Consider the following 13,825-nt stretch of genomic DNA (forward strand, 5'->3'; position numbering starts at 1 on the left):
CCTCTCAGGCGTTACGAACGCCCTTCGATGACTTCCACTGTTTGTCGTCCGACGACAATCTCCTCATTCGTCGGTACCACCCAGATTTGTACGTTACTGTCATCTGCCTGAATGGCCGTTTCATCTGAGGCTGATTTATTCTTTTCAGCATCCAGACGAATTCCCGCCCATTCCAGATTGGCACATACTTTCTCTCGTAAACTCACGCTGTTTTCACCGATTCCACCCGTGAAAACAATCGCATCAGCGCCACCAAGCACCGTCAGGTAAGCTCCCAGGTAATGTCGGATGGCAGAGTGGAACACACTGAGTGCTAACTCTGCTCTGGAATGACCGTTGGCTGCCGCTTCTTCCAGATCGCGACAGTCACCACTCAATCCACTCATTCCTAACAAGCCTCCTTTGCTCGACAGGTCTTCTAAAAGTTCCGCCAGGGGCTTCCCGGTGGCTTTGATTAGAACCGGTAGAGCAAACGGATCAAAATCACCCACACGATTATTATGAGGCAATCCTGTTTGGGGACTCATTCCCAGACTGTTGGCTTGTGAGACACCACCTCGCATGGCACACAACGAACTACTTCCTCCCAAGTGGCAAGAGATTAACCGCAGGTCATCTCTGCCAGTCAACTCGGCCATACGAGTGCCGATATAACGGTGACTGGCACCATGAAAGCCCCAACGTTGAACTTCGTATTCTTCCTGCCAATGATGTGGAATGGCATAGGTACGATTTTCTGCAGGGATGGTTTCATGGAACGCCGTTTCCAATGCAGCAACCAACGGGATTTCAGGAAACGCCTGACGCAGTTGTCGCATCGCTCGGGCATACGGAGGATTGTGAGCAGGAGCAATATCTGCTAACGCCTCCATCTTGGTCAGTAATTCTTCGTCTACCAGACGCACGCCACTTAAGTTTCCAGCAAAGACTGCTTTAAAGCCAATTCCCGCGACTTCGTCGGCTGAACTGAGACAACCCCATTCGGCGTTGGTCAATTGAGACAGACACAAGTTGACGGCGGCTGCATGGTCGGGCACATGGTCTGTGTTTTCTTCCCGATGCGAACCAATTTCCACAAAGCAATTGCTTTGTTCTTCACCGATACGATCAATGCCACCGCGTGCAAGTTGCACTTCAGCGGGCATATCGAACAGGCGATACTTGAAACTGGTTGAACCTAAATTAGCAACTAGAACTTTCATTGCAGGAATCCATTCTGTGACAAAAGACTGGTGTTTCAACATCCTGTTCCCCGATCATCACAATTTATGAATCCCGGGAAGAACCAACAGTACGTTTGATTAAATAAAGTGTGACAATAAACTTTCGGCAGGACGTGCTATCACGTGGGCGCCAACCAGTTCTCCTACTTGAGAAGCAGAGGCAGCACCAGCGTCAACCGCAGCACGAACCGATCCGATATCTCCTTGTATGACTGTTGTCACGAAAGCACCACCAATTTGAATCTGGTCAACCAGAGTCACGTTGGCAGCTTTCAGCATGGCATCGGATGCTTCAATTTGAGCAACCAAACCTTTTGTTTCAATAAGACCAATGGCTTCAGAACTCATTTTGTCCTCTTTATATTTAGTTGTGATGGGTTTGGCTGAAGGACCTGCTGACTCATACCAGTTGAACGTCAACTGGTTTTCATCATCGATACGATCGGATTCAGGAGTTTCAGCCGTCAATGTTGGTAACCCGTTATGTTATTTCTTGGCAGCAGTTTTATTTGGCAGAATGCTGGCAAGTTCTTCGTGAGGACGTGGAATCACTTGAACGCTGACAACTTCGCCTACTTTGCTGGCAGAAGCAGCACCGGCATCGACGGCAGCTTTGACAGCAGCGACGTCACCGACAACAAATGCAGTGACCAGTCCACTACCCACTTTTTCCCAGCCAACCATTTGTACGTTGGCAGATTTCAACATTGCATCGGCGGCTTCAATCAGGCTGATAAGCCCTTTTGTTTCCACCATTCCCAGGGCTTCCATTGCTTTCGCCATGAGTTAGTTCTCCTTTTAGAGATAGTTAAGAAAAAACAGTTCGTCATTTTAATCAGAACCAAAGTCGGTTCTTCAACAATATTAAAGAGATTCTTCTAACTTGATTGTCAGAGGAATTTACTTCTCATTTCAAAATTAGCTGTGTTTGCATTTACAGCCTTCAGGAACAAACAGCTTGACTGAAGTGGCGTGATCCAGATCAACGGCGTTCCCTTCATCAGTATCAATGTGTACTTCCAGTTTCACTTCCGGGTTTTCGCGTACGACGACGTCTTCCAGAACTGTCGTGCAGCCATTTGATTCGATCCTCAGGTGCAATTTGTCACCATTGGCACAACCATAATGAGCACAATCTGCGGGCGACATATGTACGTGGCGTGCGGCACGAATTACTCCCTTATCCAGTTCGACGACTCCTTTGGGGCCCATCAATACACAACCGGGCGTATTTTCCAGGTCACCACTGATACGAATGGGGACTTCCAGGCCAAGCGAGATCGTGTCGGTAAAGGCCAGTTCTACTTGGGTATCACCACGGCAAGGGCCTAAAACACGCACATTGGGAATCATGCGACGACGTGGACCCACGATGGCGACGGTCTGTGTGGCGGCGAAGTAGCCTTCCTGGTAGAGGTCTTTTTGTACTTCTAATTGAGCACCTTTACCAAACAGTACTTCGAGGTGTTCTTGTGAAAGGTGAATGTGCCGAGCAGAGATATTGACAACGAGCGGGTTCGGAGCAGAAGAGGGTGCTGCCGCACTTCCAAGTTGCTGCCCTAAGGCCTGACGAACCAGTTGCTCAATCTGGGAACGTGATATGGAGTTTGTAAGCTGTGTCATAATATCGGGTCTCAATTTCTTGAATTGGATAAGTTATCTGTTTTTGTATGGGGTGTTTTATGTTTCAACGACCGTTAACTCGATCCCTGCATCCTGGATCACTGACTTCCATTTCTCTGAAATTCCATCATCAACAACGATGTGGTCCACCGCACTGAGGGGGCATAAATGGGCCAGTGCCGAATGACCAAATTTGGTACTGTCTGTGACAACAATGACTTCTTCTGCAGCTGCAAACATTTGTTGTTCGGTTTCCACTAAGAGCATGTTGCTGTTGTAAAGTCCATCCTCTGTAATACCGCCTACACTGATAATTAAACGTCGAACATTGACGCTCTTGAGTGATTCGACTGCTGTCTTGCCTAGTGCGACGCCTGTTTTGGGGAACAGAAATCCTCCGATTAACATCAAATCGATATTGGGTTGATTGACCAACAAGTTGGCAATCGGTAGTGAATTCGTAACGACCTGTAGTTGTTTTCCCGCCAGTTGGCGGGCCACTTCCAAAGTGGTTGTGCCTCCATCCATAAGCACTGCTTCTCCGGGAGAGATCATGTTGGCTACAGTTTGTGCGATTAGCCTTTTTTGCCCAGAGGACATAAAAGACCGATCTTCAAATGTAGCTAATGATTCTCCACTGTAAGCGGCCCCACCTCGGGTCCGTCGAATCTGACCGATTCCGTCAAGATACTCCAAATCCCTTCGAATGGTCGATTCAGAAGCACCCACAGAATCCATCAAATCCACAAGGGACACAAAACCCTTGTTTTCAACAATCTTTAGGATGCTTTCCCGTCTTTCGTCAAGCAACATTGACATGCAAACTCCTCCTGAGACGATATAATTCCCTAAAGAATATGCCTTCCAAAGTGCTTCATTTCAATCATTATTTGCAAAATAACATCAAATTCTTTCAAAATCAATCATTATCTGTCAGTTGTTTTGAATTTTCCTAAAGACTTCATCTTTCCTAAAGCAAATATTCATTTTGAACCGGAATTCAGTAAAGTTTAGTAAAACAACCTGTTTTGAACTCTGCTCAAAGTCCCAGTTTCGTTTTGCTTTCGCTCCTGCTGTACGTTTCAGGAAGGATTTAAAACAGGCTAAGATCAAGTGCCGTTTCAGCTTTCAACGTTTACATATGAAAGAGTCTTCTTATTCGAGTGTAACGGTTGTTCTTATTTGACCGATTTTGCGTGTTCAAATCATCTCTGCTGATTAGATTCGAATGAAACGATGACACATCCGAGTCCGTTGATGTCGATCTAAGTTGTTAGGGCTGCGCACAAGGACTGTGCGTTGAATAACTGTCAGGGAGGATCACGGTGAAACGAGCTATTCAAATTGCCGTATCAATTGCAATAGTCATGGCGAGTGGTTGTGCCACTGGACCGGAGCGTCATCTCTCAAAACTGAAGAGCGCGAAACCGGGTGTGAGCCGCGCTTTAGATCTGGAAGAGCCTCCCTATGTTCTCGCGCTAGACGATGATACTTTCTCAGAGCCTGCTAAAAACGTTTCTCAGTCAATGACACGGCAGGTAGCCCATGAGCAAGAGATTCACTTACCTGTCGAGAAAACGGAATCTCTCCTATTGCCTGCCCCTGATGGAGTTGTCAACGAACAACCTATGATGTTGACGTTGGAAACGCTGGAAGAAATGGCGTTGTCCAACAATCCTACTTTAGTCCAGGCGATGGCACAGGTTGATGCAGCCTCTGGTTCTGCTTATCAGGCAGGTCTCTATCCGAATCCCGTAGTGGGATATGCCAGTGATCAAATTGGTATTGCAGGCACTGCTGGCGAATTACAGGGTGGTTACGTTTCACAGGAGTTTGTGACGGGCGGTAAATTGCAACTGAGTCGTGCGAAATGGTCGCAGGCAGCACGGATTGCAGAAACGAATCGGTCTGCTCAATATGATCGCGTGTTGAACGACGTTCGCATGCATTTCTACAAGACACTTGCAGCACAGCAGCTTGTGGAAGTTCAAAAGCAACTGGTTGCGAATGCAAAAGATAATGTCCAGACTCATAAAGAGATGCTGAATCTCGGACAAACAAATACGCCGGGTCTTCTGCAATCAGAAATCAACTTGCGACAGAATCAACTGAACTTGCAAACGGCCGAGAATGATCTTGAGCAAGCGTGGCGAAATCTGGTTGCGATGGTAGGCACGCCTGAATTATCTCGTACTACGTTACATGGTACTCTTGAACCAACTGAAGAAAAGTTAGATTGGGAATCAGCGTTTCATCATCTTTTGCAAAATAGTCCTGAATTGGTGGCAGCCTGGGAAAAAGTTTGCCATGACGAGATCACGGTGGAGCGAGAACGAGTTCAGCCGATTCCCAATATTCTGGTCAATGTGGATTTTGGTCACAATTTTGAAACGGATAATTCTGTCGCGGGGGTGACTGCCGGTGTTCCTCTTCCCATTTTCGACGATAACAGTGGTACCATTGACCAGGCAATGGCCGATCTCAACCGATCGCGGGCGGACGTGAAGCGGCTGGAGTTAACTTTGAGTGCAGCGCTTGCTGACCAATATCGAAATTATCAAACCAACTGGCAACACATTCAAGCTTACCAGAGTGAGATGTTGCCGAAGGCCAAACAGGTTTACGAACTGTTGCATAAAAGTTATATCATGCGGCGAGCGACCTGGCCCCAGGTACTCATGGCACAAAAAAACTATCTTGATTTGCAGGCTCAGTACATTGACGCATTGTTAGCGTACCGTGAAACGGATATCTCTATTCGCGGGATGTTATTGACGGGTGGGTTAACCGAACCTCAGGCGCCGCTGAGCGGTGGTCATATCGACTCCGTTCCCAAGCCACGGTAACAAAAATTTTATTAACAAGAATAATCAAACTCTCAACAACACGACGATTCGTTATTTGATGAAAGGCCTTCCTATGGGCACTCCCAAAGATCGCAGAAACTTTCTTGTGCAAGGAGCGGCAGCCACAGCCGGACTATTCGCCGCGGGTTCGGTCATAGGGCAACAGCCAGAAGAGGTCTCTCATACTGATGAATACAATGGTCAAGGTGGAGAATTTCCTCGTACGCACTCCGGTCGAGGTGGCCCAGTTGGTAGTCCGACTGATCGCGGCAAGCTGGTACCCGGGCTTCGAAAACCAGGGCTCCCACCTGTCAGAGTCACTGCACCTGACTTGGAAAAGCAGAGTGGAAAAATTGTAAATGGTGTCAGGGAGTTTCACCTGCAGGCGACTCCCGTACGTCGCGAATTGTTACCTGGTATCTGGATGGATGCCTATGGATATAATGGTCAATTTCCAGGGCCTGTATTGGAATTGTACCAAGGCGAGCGAGTGCGAATTGTATTTCGCAACGATTTGCCGGAACCAACCACGCTGCATTCGCATGGCCTCGAATTACCGGTTTATATGGATGGCATTCCGGCGGTGACGCAAAATTTAGTCAAACCCGGTCAAACATTTGTGTATGAATATGACGTGCACCAGGAGGGCAGCTGCTTTTTGCATCCCCATGTCGCGATGCAGGAAGCCATCGGCATGGTTGTTCCCTTCGTCATTCATCCCAAGGTTGCCTACGAACCGGTGGTGGACCGTGATTTTGTACTGGTCACCCAACAATTCTCTATATTGCCCAACGCAGAGATTCCCAACACTCAGTCGATGGATTGGAACTTTGTCACGATTAACGGGCGGTGTGGACCTTATACAACACCTCTGGTATGCAAGTTAGGGGAACGTGTGCGTATTCGATTTATGAACTTTAGCACGTTACACCAGCATCCGATGCACCTGCACGGCCACACTTACTGGGTGACTGGAACAGAGGGCGGCCGCATACCTGAATCGGCCTGGGTACCCGGCAATACTGTAATCCTTGGTGTGGCACAGTCACGGGATGTGGAATTCATCGCCAACAATCCGGGCGACTGGGTACTACATTGTCACATGTTCCACCATATGATGAACCACATGGTTTCCCAGGTAGGTCCAATCATTCGTAAAAAGAAAAATGATCCCGGTTTTGATGTTCCCGGATATCCACAGATGATGTCCAGCGCGAAGTGGACGAAGGAAGACTTGCATAAACTAACGAGTCGCCGCGAAACACAGGGGATGCGCGAGGGTTGGTTTCATGGTGTCAAAGGCCTCTTCACAGTGCTTCGCGTTCTCCCGCCTGAATTGTACGATAAAGTCATGCTGACCAATGATCCGATTCCTCCGAATTCGAGTTCACCACTTAATCCACCACCGGGAAGTCAGTCGATTTGAGAGGATCTTGTTGAATCTGAATTGTTGTGGGAGCAATCAGATCACAAGTGGTTGACTTGCTCTTCGATGACAACACGCCGATCAATAATTTTGATTTTGCCGGCAGCGAAGAGTCGAATCATGCGGGGGTAGAGTTCACATTCAGACTGGAACACATTGGCTGCTACCTGGTCTGGTGTGTCAGTCCCTTTGACGGGAACCGCTGACTGGCCGATGATGGGACCATGATCGTATTCGTTATCGGCAAAGTGAACGGTGCAACCACTGACTTTGACTCCGCGTTCGACGACAGCTTCATGAACTTTATGGCCGTAATAACCCTTACCGCAAAATGCGGGAATGAGTGCCGGATGAATATTCATGACTTTGTACTGGAAATCATCGGGAATATGAATCAGGGAAAGCCAGCCAGCCAGTGCGACCAGATCTACTTCTGCACTGCGACAAAGATGAAAAATTGCTTCGCTAAAATCATTCATGTTTTTGTAGTCACGTCGACAGATCACTTCACAGCGAAGGCCCGCGGCTTTCGCTTTGTCAACGCCACCACAGTCGGGACGACTGGCAATGACTAAAGGTATTTCAATTTTGAGTTCGCCAGCAGCCTCTTTTTCGAGAAAATTGGTCAGGGTTGTTCCACCACCGGAAATTAATACGGCCAGTTTCAAGGGGCGATTCAGGATGGGAGACAGAGTGCGATCCGCGTTCATGTTTGTGATACAATACTCTTAAATAGTAAGATTCATTTTAACTTTGATGATCGGACTTTGATTCCGGATTTGACTCTGCTTTTGAAGGTTCCGATTGTGATTCAAGCCGGTCAAAGCTAACCTGGTCCTGATTTGCCTGTAAACGTTTTTCTTTGAACTGCTTATCTTTTTGCATTGTTTTCCACATCACAATCGCAACTCCCGCTATGAGGATGATAAAAGCACCAGCCATGAGTTGCAAAAACGCCTGGCTCCCTTTTTCATCGGTGATGGCAGGAGACCATTCTAGTTGCCTTGCTAAAATTAAGGGAGCGACACGCGTCGTGTCTTGTGCATTATAGGCATACATTTTAAAGAGGTAGCCAGTCACCGTTACATTATCGATGACATCAGTGCCTGCTGGCAGACCATTTTGTAATGCCTCTGGTACTTCTGTGCAAACCACTACTGTCGGATTCTGTTGGGAGTCGTCGGTAAACAGCCAGGCTTCATAAAGCGTCTGAATACCATACTCATTTTTTTCTGCCGGATAATGCATCAATTTACGAACCCGGCCCTTCAGCATGACCAATCTGCCTTTATAACGACTGCTGTTTTTGAAGATATCTCGAAATAGTGGCAGTGTGAGTTCAGGATGTTCTTGAAAGGTTTTCAGTTCTGCCCGTCTTTGTTGTAGATTAAATTCTGCAGCCTGTTTTTGATCTTTCAAACTGGTTTCGCGCAGATGCTTGAGCACGTAGTAATACAGTGCTTTTTCTTCGGGAATGATGCCTCGAAAGTCACGATCCTGAACTTCGTTAAACAAAGAAGGGGCGAGTTGATCCGGGAACGGCTTAAATGGATCCGTGGCTGTTTCTTGAGCAATCACAAATAAGGGGGGAAACGTTCCAACAAGTCCGGTCAAAATCAGGATTTTGAGATAAGACTGCATGATTCGCCCTCTTACTTTTGATTCATTAAGTTGTTTTATAGAAATCAATTATGACAATTGACAGATCACTCTATTTTGTCGGAAGTGTAATGATTTGTCGAGCTTAAAAAAAATCAGGCTTGAGTCAATCTTCATGGCGCAATCCCTTATTTGATAAGAACTTTTGTCGATTACATCTTCTGAGAGAGCATTGACACAAAATAGAGGATCTCTATAATTCTCTTGAAATACAGGACGAAGTAAATCCAAGTTTTTCTTGTATTTCTTAGGGGTTAGAGCGATCTCCCCATTTAGAGACGATGTCAATATCTGGGCACTCGAAGTATATTTCTCTACTTCAAGTTTAAATATTAATCGAATTCAATTGTAATGGAGACAACCAGTAATGGCTGAAAATGTATTGGAATTTACTGATGCAAACTTCCAGTCTGAAGTTTTGGAAGCATCTGAACCTGTATTAGTAGATTTCTGGGCGCCTTGGTGTGGTCCTTGCAAAATGATGATGCCAACCATTGAAGAAATCGCCAATGATTACTCAGGTCGTATTCGCGTTGGAAAACTGAATACAGATGAAAATCCAGGCATCGCTTCTTCAAGCAACATCAGTGCGATTCCTACTGTTAAACTTTATAAAAATGGTGAAGTGGTTGAAACGTTCGTAGGTGTGACTCCCAAAGATCGATTTGCGACTTCATTGGATAGCCAAATATAATCGTAGTGGAAACCTGCGGTATTATTTCATAGTGGGCAGAGAGGATGGTAACTTTATCCTCTTCTGCCCTTTTTGTCGTTTTACTGATTTGCGTTACCGACTGTTCAAAGTGATTAATAAGAAACGGATTTCTGTACTTTGAACTTGATAGGGTTATAGGGTGAAACGCCGTTTGGGAAAGGAATCCCGGCATGAGTGATGGTGCCAAGTCTGACCAGAAACCACAGTCTCCCCCTCCCTTTGCTGGGTTCAAACCAACGAGCCATGAGCAAGCAGATTCGCTTCCATTGCCTGGTCCAGGTGGAGTTGAACGTCGGGCGGATCAGCCCCATTCATCGGCTGAATCTGATAAGGTAGAAGCGACTTCTTTTTTCAGCGATCAGAAACAAGCCGAACTGGAAAAAAGTTTTGCCTATGCAGCGACCGCTGAGAATTTACAGAGTGCAGGGGCAGAAGAAGCAGGTGCTTCTCTGACGGGGGCCGAGCTGTTATCGCAAGCTGGTGACATCGCTAACTATCTAAAATCACAGTTTGTGGAAATCAATCGGCGCGAACAGACTCTTAATAGTCAACTAGGAGAAATCGACAATGAGCGTCGCAAGATTCGCATGTGGATCAGCCAGATTGAAGAACAATATGACGAGCGTGAAGCAAGTATTCGCGACAAAGAAACGGAATTGATTCGTAAAGCCGTCGAATGTGAAAAACTGGCCAAAACCTTGCAACATGAACAGGAAAAGCTCTTCGAGTCTCAGGATATCCTGGAGCAGGAACGTTCAGAAATGCGTGACCAGATCCTGATGGAGTTTGCGCAGCAAAGAGAAAGTTTGGAGCGTGATCGGCTGGATTTGATTAATGAACGCAATCGCATTCATGAACAGGTTCTCGAAACACTTTCCAGTCAGCGTAGCGATTTAGAACGCGATCGAGATGAATGGCAGGGAGTGAAACAGACTGAACTGGATCACCTGAAAAAAGAGCGAGAATTTCATGAGCAGACGATAAAAAAAGTCGAAACAGAATTAGCTTCTCGAAAAGAGAAATTTGAGCTTGAGCAGAAAACATTACAGGCAGAATGGCAATCACAAAAACAGACCGATGAAGCGGAATTGGAGTCTCGCAAAAGAGATTTTGTGATTCGTTCAGAAGAAATTGAGCACCAACTCAAAATACAACGTGAAGATCTGCAGCGCGAATACGCTTCACGCGAAGATGCTTTCGAACAAAAACGAACTCTAATCGAAAACCGAATTAAGTTTCAGGAAAATCATTTGTTGCGTTTGCGAAGTCAGATTGAACAGGATCAGCATGATTTCCAGCGCCAACAGCAAGTTCAACAACAGCAACACGAACAGAACGAGCGGATTCATATCTTAAGAATGAAGCAGCTTGATCGGTTTCGTGATTTGTTGCAACAGCGTGAGCAGTCCCTTGAGAAAGAGCGGGCTTTGCACATCGAACTTCGTCGCTCGGTCGAACGTTATGAGCAGACCCAGAAACAGAGAATGACAGAAGAGCACGAGCTCTGGCAAAAAGAACGAGAAGCACAACAAGTAGAATTACGTCGTCAACAGGATATGCTGGCACTCCATGCGGAAAATCTGGAACGCCGCCGCGAGAGGTTAGATACCTTACGAGCGGAAGTGGAAGAAACCCATCGTGGAACGTTGGAAATGCGCCTGGCGTTGGAAGAAGGTTGGGCTCAATTAACACAGACAGAAGGGGAAGATGCCGCCCGCGAACGGTTGGAAAAAGCTAGAGAGGCGCTTGCCACGCACTATCGCCAATTACGAGAATCATTATCAGTAGAACGACAGGAACTCGATCATTCTCAAGAGTTATTTCATCGACACCGCGATGAATTTCGTCAGGAACGACAGAATGTTTCAGATTGGATCGCAGAACGTGATGAGCAGATCAGACAGAGAAGCGAACAATTGCGTTTCGAAGCAGAAAAACTGGCGATTCGAGATGCGACCTGGGATCAGAAACGAGAAGTCTGGCTTCAAGAAAAAATACAGGCCGAACAGATCATTCGTGATTTGTTACAGCAGCTAACCGATTTGACGGGAATAGAAGGAACACTAGAAGAAGGGGTCGCGTTTTCGAAAACGAAAGCGACAGACCTGCTCGAAGAAGAATTACCTGAAACGAAGCTTGATGAGCCAGTTGATCAACTGACGGAAGCAGGTGACGATGAAGCGGAGCTTGATCGGTTGGATTAAGCTCTCCGCCTTGTCAGGGGAAAGTTAACGCAGGTCTTTCCAGGCATCCCAGCAGAGAAATAATACGAGACCGGCAGAGATGAGGAACATGATGTCCATCACGGTACTGCCGCGAAAGGGCATGCCAATAATCATGTCAACCAGAGCGAGTACCGCCACTAGTCCGGAGGCGGCCATTGAGCCTATGATCATTTTCTTGGGTGCATCCGTCATTGAGACTTTCATTCCTCTCTACTTTATTCTGTCGCTCTATCATATTTATCTGGAGGCCAACCGGTTCTTCTGTTTTCTTTCTGTTCTCTGAAACAGGATTTATAGAACTCTGATTTGCGTCCTTGTTTCAGTATACCGTACTGATCGAGGGAATTTCCAGTCGATTCTTGGCCTGAGTCATTTCTAAACTTTATGTTGTGTGCTGAACGAACACCTGAAAAACCGTTAAAACTCTAATATTCGGTTTGAGGAATGAGTCTCAGGAGAGCGAGCAGAGTTCGATAATATGGCCATCAGGATCATTCAGGAATGTTTGAGTCGCTCCATCGGGCCGCGATTTGGGAGGCGAAACAATGGGAATACCCTGGCTGACCGCCTTATCATAGGCTTGTTTTGCATCATTGACCTGAAATGCAAAATGGTGGGTGCGTGTGTTTTGATCGGGGTCAAGTTGCCCTGCCTTGCCTGACTGATCGTGTTCGAGAATCAAATGAATTTGCTGATTTCCAATTTGGAACCAGTGCCCTTCAAAAGAGAACGCAGGTCGCGGAACGTGCTCCATACCTAAAAAGTCAACGTAAAACTGACGGGATGCTTCCAGATCTTTTACGACAAGCGTAATGTGATCGAATGATTGAACGCAAACCTTATCTGAAACAACAGAATCACTCATAGGTCAATATTTCTCCTGATTGATAGTGGTGGTTTACGAAGCAGCAGAAGTCAGGATGGGTTCTCCCACACTCCAGGTAGCTCCCTCCCTCACAACGTGTCGATAAAGTGTATCACGTTCGACGGGAATCCGACCGGCCTCTTCAATCAGTCGGTGTAGTTGTTCTACAGTCAGGCCTTCTGGTGTTTTGGCACCGGCATCGTGATAAATCAGTTCATGGACAACAGTGCCATCCAGATCGTCTGCTCCAAAACTCAATGCTGTTTGTGCGGTTTTCTCGCCTAACATAATCCAGTAGGCTTTGATGTGGTCAAAATTGTCCAGCATGATTCGCGACAGCGCAACGACTTTGAGATCCATCATGCCGGAAGCTTTTCGGATTTCTGACATGCCTGTATTTTCAGGATGGAAGGCCAAAGGAATAAAAGTCTGAAAGCCTCCTGTTTCATCCTGCAAGTCTCGGAGACGGCACAAGTGGTCGATGCGGTGTCTGGCTTGCTCGTAGTGGCCGTATAGAATCGTGGCATTGCTTCTTAAGCCGAGACCATGTGCTTCGCGATGAATGTTCAGCCAACTTTCGGCATCAGCTTTGTGCTCACAAATTTGTTCGCGGACTTCAGGATGGAAAATTTCAGCCCCGCCACCAGGCATACTGGAAAGCCCTGCTTCCATCATCTGCTCTAAAACCCAGCGTGTTGGCTTTTTTGTCAAAAAACTAAACCAGTTGATTTCCACGGGAGTCCAGGCTTTAATATGCAGTTCCGGATATTCTTCTCGAATCACACGTACCACATTTAAATACCAGTCAAATTTTTTCTGATGATGTAATCCGCCGACGACGTGAATTTCGGTGGCTCCGGTAGCTCGTGCTTCCTGAACACGCTCGCGAATCATCTCGTCTGTGAACGTGTAACCGCGGGGTGATTTCAGATCGGACCGGAATGCACAGAACTTACAACGATAGACACATACATTTGTGGGATTCAAATGTATGTTCGTATTATAAAATGCAAAGTTGCCGTTCTTACGTTCGCGAACCTGATTAGCGAGTTGCCCCAGTGTGAGAATATCCACTTTCTCATCCAGAAAAACCCCTTCATCGAAGCTGATTCGTTCTCCGGCTTCTACTTTGCGGGTAATGACTTGTAACTGTTCCTGTTCGTTTTGATTTAAATTCATCAGACTGACTGTTGATTTTTTAAGTAATACTTTTGCTTTGCAGCTCTGTATAAAACATGCGAGC

At 46.5% G+C, this 13,825-nt stretch carries 14 protein-coding genes; 4 read left to right on the forward strand and 10 right to left on the reverse strand.

Features of this window, described 5'->3' with window-relative positions; translation table 11 throughout:
* Window positions 1-11 precede the first annotated feature (11 nt).
* From V144x_RS05565 to V144x_RS05585, 5 genes are all read right to left on the reverse strand, one after another.
* Complete coding sequence (locus V144x_RS05565; RefSeq protein WP_144990706.1) at window positions 12-1,202, reverse strand: acetate/propionate family kinase; 1,191 nt, start codon at window positions 1,200-1,202, stop codon at window positions 12-14.
* Between the two features lie 99 nt (window positions 1,203-1,301).
* Entirely contained in the window at window positions 1,302-1,571 is a 270-nt protein-coding gene (locus tag V144x_RS05570) for a BMC domain-containing protein (RefSeq protein ID WP_144990708.1), read from the reverse strand.
* Window positions 1,572-1,709: 138 nt separating this feature from the next.
* The gene (locus V144x_RS05575; protein ID WP_144982592.1) at window positions 1,710-2,006 is read right to left on the reverse strand and encodes a BMC domain-containing protein; all 297 of its coding nucleotides are present in this window, start codon (window positions 2,004-2,006) and stop codon (window positions 1,710-1,712) included.
* 135 nt (window positions 2,007-2,141) lie between these two features.
* Window positions 2,142-2,846, reverse strand: coding sequence for a phosphate propanoyltransferase (gene pduL / locus V144x_RS05580; RefSeq protein WP_144982595.1), 705 nt, complete (start codon window positions 2,844-2,846; stop codon window positions 2,142-2,144).
* A 57-nt stretch (window positions 2,847-2,903) separates the two neighbouring features.
* Window positions 2,904-3,665, reverse strand: coding sequence for a DeoR/GlpR family DNA-binding transcription regulator (locus V144x_RS05585; RefSeq protein ID WP_232098895.1), 762 nt, complete (start codon window positions 3,663-3,665; stop codon window positions 2,904-2,906).
* Window positions 3,666-4,171: 506 nt separating this feature from the next.
* On the opposite strand from V144x_RS05585, the gene V144x_RS05590 reads away from it, so the two are divergent.
* Both V144x_RS05590 and V144x_RS05595 read left to right on the forward strand, forming a co-directional pair.
* On the forward strand, window positions 4,172-5,692 hold the full coding sequence (locus V144x_RS05590; RefSeq protein WP_144982598.1) for a TolC family protein: 1,521 nt from the start codon (window positions 4,172-4,174) through the stop codon (window positions 5,690-5,692).
* Between the two features lie 58 nt (window positions 5,693-5,750).
* Window positions 5,751-7,118 (forward strand): multicopper oxidase family protein, encoded by a 1,368-nt coding sequence (locus tag V144x_RS05595; protein WP_232102725.1) that lies wholly within the window; start codon window positions 5,751-5,753, stop codon window positions 7,116-7,118.
* A gap of 41 nt (window positions 7,119-7,159) precedes the next feature.
* Here the strand turns inward: V144x_RS05595 and purN are convergent, their stop codons facing one another.
* Together purN and V144x_RS05605 are read right to left on the reverse strand one after the other, a co-directional pair.
* Window positions 7,160-7,828 (reverse strand): phosphoribosylglycinamide formyltransferase, encoded by a 669-nt coding sequence (purN, locus tag V144x_RS05600; RefSeq protein WP_144982601.1) that lies wholly within the window; start codon window positions 7,826-7,828, stop codon window positions 7,160-7,162.
* A gap of 37 nt (window positions 7,829-7,865) precedes the next feature.
* The gene (locus V144x_RS05605) at window positions 7,866-8,759 is read right to left on the reverse strand and encodes a hypothetical protein (protein WP_144982604.1); all 894 of its coding nucleotides are present in this window, start codon (window positions 8,757-8,759) and stop codon (window positions 7,866-7,868) included.
* Between the two features lie 385 nt (window positions 8,760-9,144).
* Between V144x_RS05605 and trxA the strand changes: the two genes are divergently transcribed.
* Together trxA and V144x_RS05615 are read left to right on the forward strand one after the other, a co-directional pair.
* On the forward strand, window positions 9,145-9,471 hold the full coding sequence (gene trxA / locus V144x_RS05610) for a thioredoxin (protein WP_144982607.1): 327 nt from the start codon (window positions 9,145-9,147) through the stop codon (window positions 9,469-9,471).
* Window positions 9,472-9,662: 191 nt separating this feature from the next.
* The gene (locus tag V144x_RS05615; protein WP_144982610.1) at window positions 9,663-11,696 is read left to right on the forward strand and encodes a coiled-coil domain-containing protein; all 2,034 of its coding nucleotides are present in this window, start codon (window positions 9,663-9,665) and stop codon (window positions 11,694-11,696) included.
* Window positions 11,697-11,720: 24 nt separating this feature from the next.
* On the opposite strand, the gene V144x_RS05620 is transcribed toward V144x_RS05615, so the two are convergent.
* The 3 genes from V144x_RS05620 to mqnE form a co-directional block, all read right to left on the reverse strand.
* Window positions 11,721-11,909, reverse strand: coding sequence for a hypothetical protein (locus tag V144x_RS05620; protein WP_144982613.1), 189 nt, complete (start codon window positions 11,907-11,909; stop codon window positions 11,721-11,723).
* 259 nt (window positions 11,910-12,168) lie between these two features.
* Entirely contained in the window at window positions 12,169-12,582 is a 414-nt protein-coding gene (locus V144x_RS05625) for a VOC family protein (protein WP_144982617.1), read from the reverse strand.
* A 33-nt stretch (window positions 12,583-12,615) separates the two neighbouring features.
* Window positions 12,616-13,761 carry an aminofutalosine synthase MqnE gene (gene mqnE, locus V144x_RS05630; protein WP_144982620.1) on the reverse strand — a complete coding sequence of 382 codons (1,146 nt, stop codon included), beginning with the start codon at window positions 13,759-13,761 and terminating at the stop codon, window positions 12,616-12,618.
* Between the last annotated feature and the right edge of the window lie 64 nt (window positions 13,762-13,825).

The sequence above is a fragment of the Gimesia aquarii genome (assembly GCF_007748195.1).
GTDB classification, from domain to species: domain Bacteria; phylum Planctomycetota; class Planctomycetia; order Planctomycetales; family Planctomycetaceae; genus Gimesia; species Gimesia aquarii.